Annotated in this window: 14 protein-coding genes; 4 read left to right on the forward strand and 10 right to left on the reverse strand. The window is 42.3% G+C overall.

What is annotated here, in order from left to right:
- Nucleotide 1: 1 nt before the first annotated feature.
- A complete protein-coding gene (gene metX, locus MSTHT_RS01875) occupies nt 2-1561 on the forward strand; it encodes a homoserine O-acetyltransferase MetX (protein ID WP_048166325.1) in 1560 nt (519 codons plus the stop codon).
- A 57-nt stretch (nt 1562-1618) separates the two neighbouring features.
- On the opposite strand, the gene MSTHT_RS01880 is transcribed toward metX, so the two are convergent.
- The 4 genes from MSTHT_RS01880 to MSTHT_RS14255 all read right to left on the reverse strand — a co-directional run bounded on the left by MSTHT_RS01880 (nt 1619) and on the right by MSTHT_RS14255 (nt 4301).
- On the reverse strand, nt 1619-2365 hold the full coding sequence (locus tag MSTHT_RS01880; RefSeq protein WP_048166326.1) for an arsenite methyltransferase: 747 nt from the start codon (nt 2363-2365) through the stop codon (nt 1619-1621).
- A 137-nt stretch (nt 2366-2502) separates the two neighbouring features.
- Complete coding sequence (gene arsB, locus MSTHT_RS01885; RefSeq protein ID WP_148704315.1) at nt 2503-3567, reverse strand: ACR3 family arsenite efflux transporter; 1065 nt, start codon at nt 3565-3567, stop codon at nt 2503-2505.
- Nucleotides 3568-3610: 43 nt separating this feature from the next.
- The gene (locus MSTHT_RS01890; protein WP_048166328.1) at nt 3611-3949 is read right to left on the reverse strand and encodes an ArsR/SmtB family transcription factor; all 339 of its coding nucleotides are present in this window, start codon (nt 3947-3949) and stop codon (nt 3611-3613) included.
- A gap of 214 nt (nt 3950-4163) precedes the next feature.
- Nucleotides 4164-4301: a hypothetical protein gene (locus tag MSTHT_RS14255; RefSeq protein ID WP_156149691.1), complete on the reverse strand. Its 138-nt coding sequence runs from the start codon at nt 4299-4301 to the stop codon at nt 4164-4166.
- Between the two features lie 834 nt (nt 4302-5135).
- Here MSTHT_RS14255 and MSTHT_RS01895 point away from each other — a divergent pair.
- Both MSTHT_RS01895 and MSTHT_RS01900 read left to right on the forward strand, forming a co-directional pair.
- On the forward strand, nt 5136-5654 hold the full coding sequence (locus MSTHT_RS01895; protein ID WP_048166329.1) for a 4Fe-4S dicluster domain-containing protein: 519 nt from the start codon (nt 5136-5138) through the stop codon (nt 5652-5654).
- Complete coding sequence (locus tag MSTHT_RS01900; protein ID WP_048166330.1) at nt 5651-7414, forward strand: aldehyde ferredoxin oxidoreductase family protein; 1764 nt, start codon at nt 5651-5653, stop codon at nt 7412-7414. Before MSTHT_RS01895 ends, MSTHT_RS01900 begins: the two co-directional genes overlap by 4 nt.
- A 104-nt stretch (nt 7415-7518) precedes the next feature.
- Here MSTHT_RS01900 and MSTHT_RS01905 read toward each other — a convergent pair whose 3' ends face one another.
- A complete protein-coding gene (locus tag MSTHT_RS01905) occupies nt 7519-9072 on the reverse strand; it encodes a dicarboxylate/amino acid:cation symporter (RefSeq protein WP_082086722.1) in 1554 nt (517 codons plus the stop codon).
- A 568-nt stretch (nt 9073-9640) separates the two neighbouring features.
- Here MSTHT_RS01905 and MSTHT_RS01910 point away from each other — a divergent pair.
- Nucleotides 9641-10159, forward strand: coding sequence for an NUDIX domain-containing protein (locus tag MSTHT_RS01910; RefSeq protein WP_048166331.1), 519 nt, complete (start codon nt 9641-9643; stop codon nt 10157-10159).
- Between the two features lie 251 nt (nt 10160-10410).
- On the opposite strand, the gene MSTHT_RS01915 is transcribed toward MSTHT_RS01910, so the two are convergent.
- The 5 genes from MSTHT_RS01915 to MSTHT_RS01935 all read right to left on the reverse strand — a co-directional run bounded on the left by MSTHT_RS01915 (nt 10411) and on the right by MSTHT_RS01935 (nt 17673).
- Entirely contained in the window at nt 10411-10665 is a 255-nt protein-coding gene (locus MSTHT_RS01915; protein WP_048166332.1) for a hypothetical protein, read from the reverse strand.
- A 252-nt stretch (nt 10666-10917) separates the two neighbouring features.
- Nucleotides 10918-11736 (reverse strand): nitroreductase family protein, encoded by an 819-nt coding sequence (locus MSTHT_RS01920; protein WP_048166333.1) that lies wholly within the window; start codon nt 11734-11736, stop codon nt 10918-10920.
- A 66-nt stretch (nt 11737-11802) separates the two neighbouring features.
- Nucleotides 11803-13983, reverse strand: a complete 2181-nt coding sequence (locus MSTHT_RS01925; RefSeq protein WP_048166334.1) for a DEAD/DEAH box helicase — start codon at nt 13981-13983, stop codon at nt 11803-11805.
- 390 nt (nt 13984-14373) lie between these two features.
- Nucleotides 14374-16281 carry a threonine--tRNA ligase gene (locus tag MSTHT_RS01930; protein WP_048166335.1) on the reverse strand — a complete coding sequence of 636 codons (1908 nt, stop codon included), beginning with the start codon at nt 16279-16281 and terminating at the stop codon, nt 14374-14376.
- Between the two features lie 285 nt (nt 16282-16566).
- Nucleotides 16567-17673: an AI-2E family transporter gene (locus tag MSTHT_RS01935; protein ID WP_048166336.1), complete on the reverse strand. Its 1107-nt coding sequence runs from the start codon at nt 17671-17673 to the stop codon at nt 16567-16569.
- Nucleotides 17674-17859: the final 186 nt, after the last annotated feature.

The following is a 17859-nucleotide window of genomic DNA, read 5'->3' on the forward strand; positions in this document are numbered from 1 at the left end:
CATGGAGTTCTCAGCTCAGAATTCTTCTTATAATAACTATTTTTCTGGAAAAAAAGGCCAGAGCCTGGGAATAGTCCGTTCAATGAACTATGAAATTCCAGGGATTTTCAGGCTTGAGAGTGGAAAAACCCTGACCCATGTCAGGATTGAGTACGAGATGTACGGGAAGATGAACGAGGATAAGAGCAATGTCATCCTGATATGTCATGCCCTTACCGGGGACGCCCATGCTGCCGGATTTCATGAAGGCGACAAAAAGCCTGGCTGGTGGGATATCGTAATCGGTCCGAATAAAGCTTTTGATACTGAAAAATATTGTATTATCTGTTCAAATGTAATCGGGGGATGCAAAGGCTCTACAGGTCCTTCTTCCATTAACCCTGAGACTGGGAAACCCTACGGCATCTCTTTTCCCATAATCACCATAGCAGACATGGTAAACGCCCAGAAGAAACTTATCGAGCATCTTGGAGTAAAACAGCTTTATGCAGTTGCAGGCGGCTCAATGGGCGGCATGCAGGTGCTTCAATGGACTGTCAGCTACCCTGAAATGGTAAAGAAGGCAATAGCAATCGCAACAACCGCGTCCACGACTCCGCAGCAGATTGCGTTTGGGGCAATAGGTAGGAAAGCCATAACTGACGACCCAAAATGGAATGGGGGGGATTATTACGGAAAGGAAATTCCTGCACAGGGTCTTGCACTTGCCCGTATGATAGGCCACATCACATACTTAAGCGATGCTTCAATGCAAAAGAAGTTCGGGAGGGCTCAATTGGCTGAAACAGGTCAGGATCTATCAAAAATTTCTTCCGAAACTTCTTCTGAAACTTTCTCTGATAGCTTCTCGAATTTCCAAGTCGAGAGCTACCTGAATCATCAGGGTGATACTTTTACTAAGCGTTTTGATGCCAATTCTTATCTTTATATTACAAAAGCCGTGGATTTCTTTGACCTCTCAAAGAACGGATCCCTTATAGAGGGTCTTTCCGGGGTCAAAGCGAAATATCTCGTAATCGCCATAACCTCAGACTGGCTTTATCCCCCTTACCAGTCTCAGGAAATTGTTTCTGCTCTTACTGCAAACGGGGTTGATGCCAGATACGAGGAGATCAGGTCCCAGTACGGGCATGATGCTTTTCTGCTTGAGGAGGGGCAGCTCAACTACCTTATAAGGAGCTTTCTCTCACAGGTTCTTGTAAGTGACATTATGAGCCCGAATTTCTATTCCATTTCCAGAGATGAGACTCTGGAGAATGCCTCAATGCTCATGGTAAAAAAGAAAGTAAACCATCTGCCTGTCGTATCCGAAGACGGAAAGCTTGAAGGCATAGTAACCTCCTGGGATATCACAAAAGCCGTTGCCTGCAAGATCACGGAACTGGATGAGATAATCACTCGCGATGTAAAATATGTGTACGCAGGCGAAAAAATCGAGGTCGCCTCCTCAATAATGGAAGATTACTCGATTTCCGCGCTTCCGGTAATTGATTCAGAAAACCGGGTCATAGGCATGGTTACAAGTGAAAGCATAAGCGCCCTTATCGGAAGGTACAGTTAAACAGGAAAATTTTAATTATATTTAGTAAAGAGTATTGAAGCAAAACAAAGTTTAACCTTATTTACAGGCTTTAAATTGTAAGCTTTCTACAGGTAGCCCATTATATTTTCTTTTACTTATATCCAGATCTTCATTCAGGATTTCAACGGAAAATCCAACTTTTTTCAAAAGGGCTAGATACTCTTCTTTAAGCAAAGCACCTGCGACACAGCCTGCAAGTAAGTCTTTATTGTTTCTCAAATCCTCTGGAAGCTCAGCCAGCAGAACCGTGTCCGAAATATACATTGCACCTCCTGGCTTCAAAACCCTGAAGGCTTCCCTAAAAACTTTTTCTTTGTCTGGAGCCAGGTTAATTACACAATTGCTAATAATAACATCTACTGACTCACTCTCAACAGGCAGGTCTTCAATATCTCCAAGCCGAAACTCGACATTTGAATAACCATATTTCAGGGCATTTGCCTGCGCCTTTTCAATCATGGCCTGAGTCATATCAACTCCGATTACTTTTCCTGAGCTTCCTATTTTTTGTGCAGCAAGGAAGCAATCAAATCCTGCACCTGAGCCAAGGTCAAGAACAATATCTCCTGCTTTAAGTTCTGAAAAAGCTACGGGGTTACCACAACCAAGACCAAGATTAGCGTCCGGGACAGCTTTAAGATCATCTTCAGAATAACCAATAGATTTTGAGAGATCTATAACATCTGAATCCTCGCAGCATCTGCTAGAACAGCAGGATCCGCCTACCATTGCAATTTTCCCATATTTTTCTTTAATTACCTGCTTTTTTTCATTTGCATCCATAATTTGTCAACGCCTGAGAATTGAATATGCACCTATTGATTAGATTTGCAGTTCTTTTTAGATTGTTTATTCAGAAAATCACTCTCATCTCACTCCCATAATCAGGAGATTTGTTTCCACAGGTGGATGAGGTAAGGTTATTCTCCACACATTTTGAAGGAAACACAATATTTCTTTTTCCAGTAAAGTGCAACATTAACAAGCCCTATCATAACCGGCACTTCAATTAAAGGACCTACTACTGCTGCAAACGCCTGTCCGGAATCGATGCCGAAAACTGCTATTGCTACTGCAATTGCCAGTTCGAAATTATTGCTGGCTGCACTAAAAGAAAGAGATGTTGTCTGTCCATAATTTACCCCTATTCTCATAGCGATAAAGAAGGAGACAGTGAACATAATTATGAAATACATTAAGAGGGGAATAGCAATTCTTACTACGTCTAAAGGCAGGGTAACAATATATTCTCCTTTTAACGAGAACATAACAACAATTGTAAATAAAAGAGCGTAAAGGGAAATGGGACCTATTCTTGGAATGAATTTTTTGTCGTACCATTCAGCTCCTTTTGAGGGGCGTAAGAAATAACGAGTTAAAAAGCCAGCTGCAAAAGGAATTCCAAGATAGATAGCAACACTCTGAGCAACCTCTACTATTGATACATCTATTTCCATTCCACTTAATCCTATCCATTCAGGGAGTACAGTTATAAAAAAGTAAGCGTAAATTGAGAAAAAGACTAACTGAAAGATTGAATTGAAAGCAACAAGAGCAGCAGCGTATTCGTTGTCCCCATCTGCCAGAGTATTCCAAACAATTACCATAGCTATGCATCTGGCAAGACCAATTAGAATAACACCTACCATGTATTCAGGATAATCTCTCAAAAATACAATTGCAAGTATAAACATTAAAATAGGACCAATAATCCAATTTTGCAATAAGGACAGACCTAATACTTTGTGATTCCTGAATACCTTACCTAATTCTTCATATTTTACCCGTGCTAAAGGAGGATACATCATTACTATTAAACCAATAGCTATGGGAATCGAAGTTGCTCCTATGGATAAACTCTTCAAGAAAACTGCAAAATCAGGATAGACAAAACCAAGTCCTACACCAGCAAACATTGCAAGAAAAATCCATAAAGTCAAATAGCGATTTAAGAATGATAATCTCGATGAAACTGTGTTTTCCAAAACGATTACTCCTGTTATTTTTTAACAAACCGGTCTTTTTTATTCAATCACAGCATCTACAACTTTCCCTGAACTTTTCTAATAACTTTAAATCTTCTTTACAGATGTCGATTTTTTCTAACTCTTCATTGATAATGTTTAAAAGAAAGGGAAATTTTTGGAAAGTAGGTTCGTTAAGCCGATAATAAACCCACTGAGACTTTTTCTCAGAAGTAATGAGTCCTGCAACTTTCAGTTTATTTAAATGCCTGGATACGTTAGATTGCTTAGTACCTAAAACTGCTTCAATTTCACAGACGCATAATTCCCCGTTTCTAAGGAGATTTATCATTCTTATTCTATTTTCATCAGCAAGTGCCTTAAGTATATGAACGATATCCACTAATACCACGTCATATATGAGTATATTTGAATATACTCATATATCATTTAAATATTTAATTATCAAAAGATTGAAGGCGAAAATTTCATAAAAGCACTCTTTAGTGTTTATTTTAGATATTATACGCGATTGTGTTATAATGGAAAATTAAAGAAGAAAACATTCTGATTTAAAAAAGAAAAATAAGCCTGAAAAGCTCCTTCCAATCAAATAGTCAAATGCATGCGCTGAAATTCAGGCTGTCGGGATCAAGATCCTTTTGGGCTTTAACGGCACATTCGGTGCAGAGTTTTTGCCCTTTGACTATTAATAAATTATCAACTTCTTTTCTGCAGCTTTCACACTTTCCCATGTATCTAACCTCAAGTAGCAATATAAATTCACACAAATAGATGTTTTTAAAGGTATAACTTAATTCTGATAAAAAATAATTTTTGCCGCTGGAAGAAATAATAAAAGTAACATTCCGCAGAAAGCTCGCAGGAAAACATAAATTGCCGGTGAAAGATAACAACCCAGAAACAAACTATTAGCAAGAATAGTTAAACCTGCACTCTGGTTAAACCTGCACTCTGAGGCAAAAATTAGCTGTAAGCCAGGGAAAATCTGAGTTTTTTAAATTAAGGAGGATTTTAAAATAATTGAAGGAACCGCAAAGAAAACCTCGGTTCCGGTTGACACAACTTTCTTTGCATCTGTGCTTCACAAGAAGCCCGGTATATTCTGGAGGAAACTTTCCATTATTCGGAAAGTCAAATTGCCGCTTCCCGAAGAACCGCAATGAAGCCGGATCAGATCCAGAACAGGCTTATAAGCGTCAACAAAGTAAACAGTAAGCTGAAAGCACCAATTATCACTTTGTTTTGCTGCATCATCTTGTTTTGTTGTATAGTTTCGATCTGTTGCATACTGACCTTCCAGGCGAGAGTGTCTTAGATAGCTTTTATTTAGTTGTCTTACTGACCGGAATCCACTTTCCTATTACGCGAGTTGAGAATAAAAACATTTCGATTTACATTAAAGTAAAGCTTTCCTTAAATGTAACCCTGGATATCATATAGGAAAGCCTTGCTGCTTTTAGGAAAAGTATTCCGTAAGCCTGGGACTCGACTCGCTGTGGAATTTCAATACCAGATTATATAAATCGGAGACGCATACTTTCTAAAGGAAGAATCTGGGGGGAATTATGCCAAAAAGATTAAAGGTCGCAAATCCTGCCCGCTGCATAGGCTGCTACTCCTGTATGATGGCTTGCGCAAGAACCTGGTATGACACCATATCTTTGAAAAACAGCCGGATTGATATACAGACGCGCGGTGGTATCGAAACCCCTTATGTTCAAATCGTCTGTCATGCCTGTATAGACCCTCCGTGCATGAGGGCTTGCCCAATTGGTGCACTGTCCAAACGGAAAGGGGGCGGGGTAAACCTCAACAAAGATATTTGCGATGGCTGCGGAAACTGTATAGAAGCCTGCCTAATGGGAGCCATACATCTAGATGCGGAGAAAAAAGCCGTAATCTGCAAACACTGCGGGGTCTGCCCGAAATTCTGTCCCCATGATGTGCTGGAGATGATTGAGGTTGATGACAGCGGGGAAATAATAATTACTGATACAGGCCCGGCTCCGGATACAAGCCCGGTCAGCCCAACTGCATCCCATAAAGACCTTTACGGGGGAAAAGAGCTTGGGGAGGAAAAATGACAACTGAAAAGTACGCTATCGAGGGGCTTAGGAATATACTCTACATTGACCTGAGCAATCAGAGCTATCACGTTGAGGAAAGGCCGGACCTTTATGAGAAATATCTGGGAGGCATAGGAGTTGCCACAAACCTCATGCTTGAAGAGTATAAAGATGGTACGGAGCCGCTTGACCCGGAAATGCCGATTATCCTCAGTACAGGGCCGCTCTCGGGCGTATACCCTACCTGTACTAAAGCAGTTGCACTGTTCCGCTCCCCTCATAATGGAGAACTGGGAGAATCCTATGCAGGCGGTCATCTTGCCATGTCCATGCGCTATTCAGGGTACGAAACAATTGTTATCAAGGGAGCTTCAAAATATCCTGTCTATGTGGCAGTCCACGACGACAAAGTTTCCTTCAGGGATGCATCTTCCATATGGCACCTTTCCTCAGCAATTGATGTGGGGAAAATCTTGCGCGAGGTAGAACCCGGCGCAGGCAGGCGCAGCATTATCCGGATAGGACCTGCAGGAGAAATAGGGGTTACATATGCTGATGTTAATGTCGATACTTACCGCCACTTCGGGCGCCTCGGGCTTGGGGCAGTCTTTGGGGCAAAAAAACTTAAGGCTTTGCTCATCTCAGGAAACAGGGAACTGAAAAGCCCTAATCACAAAGCCTACCGGAAGACTTTCAGCCTGCTCTATGACTTAATTGTGAAAACCGAACTTACTGAGAAGTACCACAATCTGGGCACAAGCGAGAACATCCTGGTACTGAACGAGCTTAAAGGCCTGCCTACACGAAACCTGCAGGCAGCTTTCTTCGAAGGAGCTGAAACTATATCAGGAGAGCTTTTTGCCGAAAAGTATCTTTTGAGACGGGTTTCCTGCGCAGGCTGCCCAATCGGCTGCATCCATATAGCCATGCTAAAACGGGCTTTCTCAAAAGCTCATGAGTATGAAGCTTTAAACATTTCCTATGATTTCGAATTAATTTATGCTCTGGGCTCAAATCTAGGAATAGCCGATCCTGAAGCCGTGCTTGAGCTTATTGAAGCCTGTGAGAAGGCAGGTGTTGATATTATTAGCATGGGAGTCGTACTCGCCTGGGCTACGGAGATGCAGCAGCGTGGGAAAATTTCAACCGATGAGACTATGGGGCTTGAACTCTCCTGGGGGAATAAAGGGGCATATCTCAGGGCAATAGACCTTTTAGTCAAGGCTCCGAATGACTTTTACAGAGCTCTCGGGAAGGGAGTAGTCTATGCTTCAAAAAAGTATGGGGGAGAGGATTTTGCAGTCCAGCTCGGTGGTCTGGAAATTCCCGGCTACCATACAGGGCTTGGAAATGTATTGGGGCTTGCTGTAGGCTTCCGGCATTCCCATCTTGACAATGCGGGATACAGTGCAGATCAGAAAGCCTTTAACCATCCAATGTCGGATGAGGAAATTGTAGATGCCATAATTGAAGAAGAAGACCGCAGAAGTATCCTTAACTGTCTTATTCCCTGCCTTTTTGCGAGAAATGTTTACACATACGAAAACGTGATCCTGGCTCTTAAGTCTATAGGAATAGATCGAACCGAAGAAGAATTGAAAGCTCTGAGCAAGGACATTTTCAGGAAAAAATATGAACTCAAGAAGAAATTCGGTTTCAAATTCGAAAATCTTACCCTCCCGAAAAGGTTTTTTGAAACACCCTCGACTACAGGGATAATTGAGGAAGAAAGGATCAGGCAGGCATTAAAGATGTACAGGGAAAAGAGAGGGGTGTGAGTTAAGAAATCTTATAAAATGACTTTATTTAACCATTTATTAGGATGCCTTCGGTAAAGAAAACACAATTTATTGTGAATGGAGAGTGAGCACATGAACTGAATTCAAACGTTAGAACCTTCGGATGCTGCATGCTCACTGCTTACTGAAGCCTTTTCTTCTTTTTTGCCTTCTGAAGCCTTTTGTACCATAGCAGATGCTTCTTCTTGTGATTTTTCCGTTTTTCCTCCGAGCAGCCGGTCCATAACCTTACAGGCTACAAGGTCTCCAGCTACATTTACTGCAGTCCTGCTCATGTCAAGAATTCTGTCCACTCCAATTATGAGCGCTATCCCGCTTGCAGGGATTCCTACACTCTCAAGGATCATAGCAAGGACGACAATTCCTACGCCAGGGATAGAAGGAGTCCCTATGGAAGCCGCAACAGCCATAATAAGCACGATAAGGAGCTGGAAAGGTCTCAGGTCTATGCCGAAGACATCAGCCAGAAAAACCGTTGCTACGCCCTGATAAAGCGCAGTCCCGTTCATATTCACGGTTGCACCAAGAGGGATTACGAACTGGGAAACTGAAGGTCTTACTCCCAGCTTTTCCTCTGCGGTTTTTAGAGTGACGGGCATAACTGCTGCAGAACTTGAAGTCGAAAAGGCAAGAAGCAGGACATCACGGATAGCCTTGAGAAATTTGAGAGGATTGTACCTGGCAACAAGAGTGATGACTAGCAGATTAAGGCACATAAGGAGCAGCAGGCTTGCAAGCACTGTACCGATGTATATAGCCATCCCCATAAGGGCGTCTATTCCGAGCTTGATTGTGAACTTGGTAAGGAGCCCGAAAACGGCAATAGGAGCAAGCGACATACTCCATTTGACCACAGTCATGCAAATAGCCTGCACCGAATTCAGAAAGCTGACCATAGGGGTGGACTGGCTTTTCTCCAGAGAAACAAGGGCTATACCTATAATGGTTGCAATAATGACAACCTGAAGCATCTCTCCATTAACCATGGCTCCGAGAGGGTTTGCAGGAAGGAGCCCTCCAACAAGCGAAGAAGGGAGAGTAAGAATAGAAGCGTCAAAAGCCATATTGGTATATATCGCCTGAGTCTTTCCTCCAAGCGCACTTTCAATAAGATCTCCGCTTATGTATTTTCCGGGCTGGATGTAAAGCGCCACTCCAAGTCCTATTGCCGTTGCAATTGCTGTGGTCACTGCAAAGTAAACGGCTGTAAAGAGTCCTGTTTTTTTTAACTCGCTGAGGCTCTGGCTTGAGGCTACCCCGAGGATAATCGATGCAAAAACAAGAGGAACAACAATCATCTTCAGAAGCCCGAGAAAGATATAGCCGGGAAGAGCAATCCATTCTCCTATAATTTCCGCAGACACAGGATCGATATATCCTCCAAAGGGTCCCAAAAAAAGTCCGAAAAGCACCCCAAGTCCCATGCCTATCAGGATTTTCAGCCAGAGTCTCTTTTCAAGTAAATCAAGTAGGTTGCGGCTCAGGCTTTTAAGAGAATCATTTCTCCTCAAGTCCAGAGGATAATATATACGCGTGATCCCCTCAAGAATTTCCTGGCGGAGCTGCCTGGTTTCTTCTGTTATCTCGCTGGCAAACTCCCAGGGCTTAGGGATATAGCGGTTATTTTTATCTTTCATTGGATCACAGGGAAATGTATAATAAAGCAGTTTATACGGGGTATAAAGTTATAGATAATTTGGAATTGTCGCCTGTATTGAATTGTAGGAAATTTTAGATTGTAATGAGACTCAGGTATGCAGTTCTTTTTCGAGAATTTTAGTTACGTATATTACTTGTTCCCTGATTATATAAAAATTTAGGAGAATATATTAAAATGTTCTAACTGATCTCGTCCGGTTAATACACGGTCATCTTAATAGGTGTGGGTAAGTACCTCAAAAATCCATTCTCGTCCAGAGAAATTATTGCTAGGTCAACTGGTGGGAGAGCTGGAAACTTTATCATGACGTCAGACGCTGAATAGGAATTCAAAACGGTAAGAAGGTTTTGCTTTTTCTGAGTGAGGATACTGACCCGGTTATATAGGATATTGGTTCTGGACTAATTGTAAGATACAGATAAGCTATTTATAAGCTATTTATAGTGGTTTTATATGGTTACTGGCTGTTCTGCTTCATTTAAAACACACCATCTAGACTTATTATAAAACTGAAGACCAAAGCAGTCTGAAGAGGAAGTAGAAAATTGAGTGTTTATAGTTATGGCATTCTTTTGTTCAGGTTCAGGAATGAGAGACTCGAAGTAATGCTGGTTCATCCGGGTGGACCATTCTGGGCAAAAAAGGACGAAGGAGCGTGGTCAATACCTAAAGGGCTGCCTGAGGAGCATGAGACCCCCCTTGACACAGCAAAGAGAGAGTTTAAAGAAGAAACAGGTTTTGAGGTTGACGGCGAGTTCATTGATCTGGGAGAGTTAAAACAGCCCAGCAAGAAGATAGTGCATGTATGGGCTCTTGAAAAAGATCTGGATGTAAAAAGTGTTGTAAGTAATACATTTAAGCTTGAATGGCCAAAGAATTCCGGGAAAATACAGGAGTTTCCTGAAGTCGATAAAGCAGGCTGGTTTGATATCGAGCTGGCCAGGAAAAAAATCCGAAAAGGACAGATAGGTTTTATTGACAGACTTATGAATGCTATAGATTACTCTCCGAAGGAAGACCACCCGGACAGGAAAAAGAGATACAGGCAAACTACATTATTTTAAATATTGAGCGAATGAAACGCCATCAGTAATGTTTCCTACTAGTTTCAGTTTCCTACTAGTTTCAGTTTCCTACTAGTTTCAGTTTCCTACTAGTTTCAGTTTCCTACTAGTTTCAGTTTCATAATAGTTTCAACTTCATAATAGTTTCAACTTCATGATAGCTTCAAAATCTAATGTTAGTTTGCCGCATGTAAATTAAAATGGACTGTCGGTTGTGAATTAAAATATAGATTGAAGAGAATAAGAACAGTTTATCTACGCTTTACTGCTTTCCGTGCCGTTTTTTGTGCTGATTTCTGAGCGGCTTTCTGTGCTGCACGTTCGGCTTTGCCTTTTGGTGCCTTCTTTGCATTCTGTTCTTTTTGTGATTTAACTTTGTCAATGATTGAGGTTTTTGACGGTGAAGGTGTTTTTATTCTTTCTCTTCTTGCATCATCTCTAGCTTTTTTAGATTCCATTCTGGTTTCGGCTTCTTTTTTACCAAAGATCTTTTTCAATATGTCCATTATATGAACCTCTTTTATTTCTTTATAATATTATTTCATGTTAATTAACTCATTCCCTAAAACATAAGAAAGATAATAATAAGAAAGATAATAATAAGGAAGATAATAATAAGAAAGATAAATAATAAGAAAGATAATAAGAAAGACTAAATAGTTCCTAAAACGTTTAAAAACCCTTAAAAGCTCTTAAAAACTTTTGAAAAGCTTTTATAAATTTTTAAAACTGGTTAATTCCTCTCAAATCTAAGAATCTTACTGCCATGTAACCTTAAGAGGTTTCCTGCGTGGGATTCCATGTGTTTTGTACTTTGGGTAGCCGAACATCATTGCATAGGCAAATTTTCTTCCAGCGGGCAAGCCGAGTTCTTTCTGGAGAGGCTCATAAAAGGTGGCTGCCGCTGCGACAAAGCCAGCCCAGCACGTTCCAATTCCGAAAGCTGGCGCAGCTATATCAAAATGGGTAAGGGCGATAATGGCATCGACAGGTGCAATCGGGCTTTCCTCTGGGATATGGGCAAAAAGCAGGTGTGGGGCACCCCGGCAGATTACATCATGCCCCTGCTCCCATGCCGAAATAAGTACTGGCACGTAGCTACTCATGGGATTCGGGGTATTTTCCAGGCTCTTCATCCATTCAATGGTTAGTTCGGCGACCTTCCTGACCTTTTCCGGATCATGGATAACCAGCCATTCAACAGGCTGACTGTTGGTTCCTGATGCGGCGTAGCGGGCAATATCGAGCACCTCGAGGATTTTTTCCTTTGGCACGGGCTCTGTAGTATAATGCCGCACAGACCTGCGTTTTTTAAGATAAAATCCTATGTCTTCCGCGGAAATTATACCGGCATCGACTGGCAGGGAAACCTTCTCCTCAGGACGGAGATTCAAAGTGAGAGCCTGGGATGGGCAAAAAGCTTCACAATGCCCGCAGTACATACAGTGGGAAGCGTCTGTCTCCCGCACCTCTGGAAGATGTTCCTCATCAACCGGATCGATAATACCTGATGGGCAAATCTTTACACAAACACCGCATCGTGTGCAACTATTCTCATCTACGATAATTTGAGCCATAGATATCAAAACCTTTAAGAACGACTATTTAGACAGCCAGGACTTATTATTTTCTAAACCGTCCGATCATTTTTGCCTTATGATATTCTTGACCCGTCTGTCCCATTCCGTAGATTCGAAAAGATCCTTCAGTTCTGGAGAATCTTCGATAAAGCAGAAACCCCAGTAAACCGCAGGCAGAAGCTCCCGTTTCCACTGTTCTTTTTTCTTCTTGTCAAGGAACTGGTAAGTTTCCGAAGATGAGAGGCGGCTTACAAAACCTAGCACTTTTACAAGCTCAGGGATGGTTTTGTGAGCCGAACCGAGTTTCAGGCATTTGAGCCTGTGGCTGTCTATCTTCCGGAAGTCGGGCTCAAAGCCCAAAGTTTTTAAGATCCGGTTCTTCTCTTGCAATGAGAGGTGTTCTCCTTCATACTTAAGGGAGTTCAGAGCCTGGAGTTTAAGCAGCCATTCGACTTCACCAAAAACCTTGGGTTTGTGCTGCCTTGAAACGTCTCCAAGCCTGCGGTCTTCATAGGCTTCCCGCTTGAGCTTATTAACATTGGCAGCAAGCTTTGCTAATTCTTCTGCATCCCTGAGTTCTCTGACCCGGAATTTCAGAGCAGCCCGCATGAGTTCTCTTTTTTCTCGTTCAAAAGCCCCGACATCCTTCTCCTCTGTTAGTGCAAGCAAGCGTGAGAAATATTTTGCCCGAATGGAAGTTGGAGGAAGCTTTACAGGGACTTCTTTAATCTTAACACCTTTTCCCTTTCCACGGAGCCCGAGTTCCACCTTCTTAATCTCTATCTTCCCTTCCTCGATCGCCCTGGCTGCATCCCCTTCGGAGAAAAGTTCTTCAAGGCGGATTTCAGGCTGGAGCATCTGAACCTGGTCGACCTTTTCCCCGGAGAAAACACCTTCCCCAAAACGCTGGTAGAGAGAATCAATACTGTCCGAAATCTCAAAGATGCTGCCCTGCTGCTTTCCTGATATGGGGGAAAGCCTTGTCACCCTTCCTACCTGCTGTTCAAAGAGACGCATGCTCAGGGTGGGGCGCAGCAAAATAAGAGTTTCCAGTCCCGGGAAATCAAAACCTTCAATCAGCATGCCGACTGTACACAGTACATAAGGAGGCTTTCCCATCTCCCTGAAAGCTGCAAGAATAGCATTCTGTTCATCCTTGGGCAGCTCGGAACTTATAAAAACGGCGTCCCGGAACTTCCCTTCAGGAGTATAGTTCTTAAAATCTACAGGTAGAACAGGTTCTATATCTTTCTCGAGTTTCTTGGCTGAAATATCCCCATTGAAAATGGAGGAGGTAAGCTTTGCATGGAAAGCGTTAATTTCTTTATCGCCTCCCCCTACGCCATAGACGCGTTTCCTGACAGGGGCGCAAAAGACAAGCGTTTTTGCATGCCTTTGTTTTACCATGGAATCATACACATCTTTTGCAAGCTGGGTTCTTCGGATTACCTTTTTCAATCGGTCGGGAGTGCTGCAATCTAGGAACAGATCCTGTCTATCAAGCTCGCCAAGTCCTTTTTCAAAGTCAAATATCTCAAATATATCTTCCGAGCTCTCGGCAATCGTATATTTAAGGGGTGCAAGTTCATTGTCTAGGATGCACTCAGGAAGGGTTTTTGTGTATATTTCCCTCATGTCCCCTGCAATCTCATCTACGAATTTGACATTCCCGACAACACCCTGGAACGGGGTTGCAGTCATTCCCAGAATTTTTGTCCTTTCCCCAAACTCATTGAGAAAATCATTTCCCCGGTTATTTATGAAATTATGGATCTCATCTACAATAGCAAGATCAGTAAATTTAAGAATCAGGTCTTTGATCTCAGCACTCTGCTTCCCGAGTATAGTTTGCAGAGAGGCAAAAAGTACGAAACCTTCGCCCTTTTTCTGACCAAGGGCTCTCAAAGTAGCAGCAAGCTCTTTTCTGTCCACCCTGCGTTCGGAGTAAAGAAGGGCGCTGTTAGGAAAAAGAGGCTGATTTTTCTTTCTATTGTAATAAGCCTGGCTAAGAAGAGGGTTATTTTTCGAGACAAGGAAAAGCATAAGTTTACCCTCATCATAGTACTTTTTCATTATATGCTTCGAAAGAAAGGTCTTACCCCAGCCTGTAGGGACTTTGATATAGCCTCTCTGATTGGTTTCAAAATATCTCAGAATATCCTCGAAGATTTTCTTTTTATCTTCCCTCAGGGGTTCAAGCTCGACGCTTTCCGTACGTGCTGGAATTTCATTTAAACTTGTCATCAGTACGCTGTCCTTATACTTTTCAATGTAGAAACTTTTTAATGCTTATTCAAAACCAGAAAGTGCCTTACTAAAGGTTTCTGGGAAACTGGTATAGCCATGCAACAGGAAATGCTGCATGTATAAATAAGAAGTAACTCCCCGTAACTTACAAATATTTGGTAAAAATTTCAGTCCAGAAAACTTGAGTCAGAATCATTTTGTCCAGAAGCGAAGAAGAATAACCCTGGAACTGTTTTTATTCAAAAGGAATACCTGTTCACTAATAAGAATTACGCAAATATATATGTTATGCCGAAGAAGCCGGAAAGAAGAAGCAAATAAGGAATTTTGCTTCCTCAATGGTCTCCAGATAACTCTTTTTAGATAATTTATGGAGTTTTAAAGCATTTAGAAGAACTTCGGTCTTAAAGAGAGATACTTTGCAAGCGGCAGTTTCCGGTACGGTTTTCCTGCAATCTCGCCTCTGACCCTCATGTTGAGTTCTTCCGGAGTAATCTGCACTTTTTTCGGCTTATTCTGTTCAGACTCAGCCCGGATGGTTACATTAATGCTGCCTTCCTCGACTTCTTTATCTCCAATTACCACCACGTAAGGAATCCATTCCCTGCCTGCATCCCTGATTTTCTTGCCTACTGACAAGTCGCGGTCGTCAATATCAACCCTGCAGTCCAGTTTTTGTGAAACCTCTTCAGCAAAGGCAATGTGTTTTTCTGAAATTGGCAAAATTCTTACCTGGGTAGGAGAAAGCCAGACAGGCAACATGGGAACCTTTCCTTCTTCAGTTTCCATTGCAGCCTTTTCAAGAAGGGCGTAAATGCAGCGCTCGATTGCTCCGCTGGGGGAGCAGTGAAGCACGATGGGTCGTTCCAGCTTGCCATCCGGATTTACATAGGAAATATCGTACCTCTCTGCGTTTTCAACATCAATCTGAACCGTGGAAAGTGCACTTGCCTTTGCAAGGGCATCTACGAAGTTAAATTCGAACTTGAGCACGAAGTAGAAGAAGCGGGTATCCCACATCTCAACAAGCACGGGTTTATTGACTGTCTTTGCCATATTGACTACAAGCTCTTTATTCGACTCATAAAAGTCTCTGGTAAATCGGATAGCAACCTCGTAATCATTAATATGGATTCCAATGTTTTCAAGCACATCGATACAGAGGTCATACTGCTGCTTAAACTGGTCCACAGCCTGGTCCATATCTGCGCAGAGAGTATGCATATCAGGCATGGTGAAAGCTCGAAGCCTTCTCAAGCCCACAAGTTCTCCCCGCTGTTCCTTCCTGAAACTGTAGCGGGTCATTTCAATCATCCGAAGAGGCAGGTTCCTGTAGGAAATTGTCATGTCGTGACTCATAAGAAACTGCCCGAAACAGGCTGCAAAACGCAGAAACATTTGCCGTTTGTCGGACTCGATGGAATACTGTCTTGCGGGGAACCTGTCAAGATATTTTTTCAGGGTCGGATGGTTCATGTCGTACATGATAGGTGTTTCGACTTCCATTGCCCCGAAACAGGTTGAGACATCAAGCACATAGTTCTCAAGGAGGGATTTTACAAGCCTGCCTTTGGGATAGTAGCGCATATTTCCGGAGTCAGACCCAGGCTCGTAATCTGCAAGCTCAAGTCTCCGCATAAGCTCCACATGGGGAGGAGTACGCTCAACAGCCCTGCTCTTGGAAATTTCGTAGTTTACGAATTGCTGAAGTTTGGGGTAAGGCGTAAGGTCAAAGTTCTCAACTTCATGAAGTTCTCCATCAGGAGTGAGGATACGCCAGTAGGATTTTGCCGTACTTTCGGCTTTGAGAGCTTCGGAAACAACCTCTTCCTTTTCTCCAGTTGCTTCTACCTTGCCTGCCGGTTTTGCAGCCGCCTCAGGGCGGATACTTCTGGAAAGCTCGGAGAGCGGATGCCCTTTACAGCTTATACTGAAAGCCTTATACCAGCCGAAGGGAGCACGTTTAACCTCATACTTACCTGAGAGCGCAGCCTCGACTCCTTTAAGAACCTGTACTGCAGTCTTTGGAGAGGAAAGATCCGAGCTTAAGTGAGCATAAGGATAAAGCATTATACGGTTAGTTTTGACCTGGGCTGCTACCTTCTCGATTTCAGAAACTGTCTTTTCTATGGTCTCTTCAGGATTTGCCTCATCTACACTTTCCACAGCCATAAAAGCGGTAAGCGCTTCCTCAAGCCTGCCGGACTTTAAGGATTCTTCAATTTTTTCAGCAACTGGGGTTTGTTTTTTGGTTTCGTATTCAATATAATCAGAGTGAATGAGCAATAACTGCATTCTACCACCTGTTTTCACAATGAGATTTTATCCCGAATTAACTTCGGTCTGGAATTTTGTACCGAACTGCTTCGGCTCTGAATCAGACAATTAATTTATTCAAGACGGTTTGCAGGATGTACCCGTCAGTAGAGCTCGATACAATGGAGTAAAGAAGAATATATGACAGCCCTAATATCCTTCAACAATATAAAGCAATCCCTTTCGATCGATATTTTCATATCGTATAGACTCTTATGTCTCAGACCTTCTTCGAATTACTTACATAGTCTGATTTTCTGGAAATTACTTCTCTGAGCCAGCACTGCAATGGTGTCCAATGTTTTTAACTTCGAGGTTAGCCTCTACAAGTTCGGGATGGTTCTGTTCCTGATAAACCCTGTAAGCTGCAACCAGAGCTCCCAGAAGAATAGGAGCTGCAAAAAAACCAGCAATTCCTCCGACAAAAGCTCCGCCAAGGAAAGCAAGCATGAGCAGCATAGGATGAATCCGCGATTTCAGGCTGGTCAGGTAAGGCCTTAGGATGAGTTCCGGAGGACCGTAGATTATGATGGTGGAGACCAAAAAGAAAGTCGCTGCACTCTCAAATCCGAGCTCAAGGTACCTCATTAAAGCAAGAGGTATAAGTATCATATATCCGGCAAAAAGAGGAACTATCGAAGCTATGAAGACCAGGGTTGCAAGGGCAAGTACATGGGAAAACCCAAATGCGTAGAAAACAAAAACCGAGGTCACACTTACTATCAGGGCAGAGTAAGCATTGCCAACGAAAATTCCCTTAAGGATCATATCAAGATGACTTGCGTAACGGTTTACTATTTCCTTGTATTCTTTCGGTACCACGCCAAGAAAAGCGCAGTAAAGCCGATCTCCATCTGCAAGTATAAAATAGCAGAAAATGATCGAAATTATAAAATTGATGACAAAAAGTCCGATGCTCTGTGCATATGAAAGAAGCCCTATGCTGCCCACCGTAGGGAGCAGTGAGGTAAAGAGATCCCAGATAGTAGTATTAATTCTTATCAATATCTCTCTCGGAATATTCAGGGAATTTACAAAATTTAGGATTGCTGCCGCAACCGCTGTCTGATGCTCAATAACCCAGGAGATCTGGTTAAGAATCTCAACAATGCCTGCCCCAATAATGAATACTATAGGAATGAATATGCACAGGCTGGCTATGAGAGCCCCGACTTTTCTATGCTTTCTGAATTTTATCTGGATAGGTCTGGCAATGTAAGCAAAGACTATGCCCAATACGATTCCATCTGCGAGGGGCAGCAAGATTAGAATAGCAAAGTATAGAAGCAGGGCTACTGCCAGGGCTGCTCCAATTTTCCATTTACTGGCGATTAACTGGCTTACTCCATCCGGGGTTTGATTGAATCTCATTCTTCAATTCCTTATATAGATAAATAATAACAGTTTAGCAAATTTAAATTTAACTGGTAGAATCAAGTCAAATATATATCGCAAGTAATAAAAATATAAATACTTAAGCTAATTCGAGAATGTAATATCTAAATATAATTAGAAACTATTTAAAAATATCATAGCGATGGAAAATCCGAACTTTTA

The sequence above is a fragment of the Methanosarcina thermophila TM-1 genome, from assembly GCF_000969885.1.
GTDB classification, from domain to species: domain Archaea; phylum Halobacteriota; class Methanosarcinia; order Methanosarcinales; family Methanosarcinaceae; genus Methanosarcina; species Methanosarcina thermophila.

Coding starts and splice junctions, on each gene's coding strand:
- metX (WP_048166325.1), top strand. CDS start 2: ATGGAGTTCTCAGCTCAGAATTCTTCTTATAATAACTATTTTTCTGGA.
- MSTHT_RS01880 (WP_048166326.1), bottom strand. CDS start 2,365: ATGGATGCAAATGAAAAAAAGCAGGTAATTAAAGAAAAATATGGGAAA.
- MSTHT_RS14255 (WP_156149691.1), bottom strand. CDS start 4,301: ATGGGAAAGTGTGAAAGCTGCAGAAAAGAAGTTGATAATTTATTAATA.
- MSTHT_RS01895 (WP_048166329.1), top strand. CDS start 5,136: ATGCCAAAAAGATTAAAGGTCGCAAATCCTGCCCGCTGCATAGGCTGC.
- MSTHT_RS01900 (WP_048166330.1), top strand. CDS start 5,651: ATGACAACTGAAAAGTACGCTATCGAGGGGCTTAGGAATATACTCTAC.
- MSTHT_RS01905 (WP_082086722.1), bottom strand. CDS start 9,072: ATGAAAGATAAAAATAACCGCTATATCCCTAAGCCCTGGGAGTTTGCC.
- MSTHT_RS01915 (WP_048166332.1), bottom strand. CDS start 10,665: ATGGACATATTGAAAAAGATCTTTGGTAAAAAAGAAGCCGAAACCAGA.
- MSTHT_RS01920 (WP_048166333.1), bottom strand. CDS start 11,736: ATGGCTCAAATTATCGTAGATGAGAATAGTTGCACACGATGCGGTGTT.
- MSTHT_RS01925 (WP_048166334.1), bottom strand. CDS start 13,983: ATGACAAGTTTAAATGAAATTCCAGCACGTACGGAAAGCGTCGAGCTT.
- MSTHT_RS01930 (WP_048166335.1), bottom strand. CDS start 16,281: ATGCAGTTATTGCTCATTCACTCTGATTATATTGAATACGAAACCAAA.
- MSTHT_RS01935 (WP_048166336.1), bottom strand. CDS start 17,673: ATGAGATTCAATCAAACCCCGGATGGAGTAAGCCAGTTAATCGCCAGT.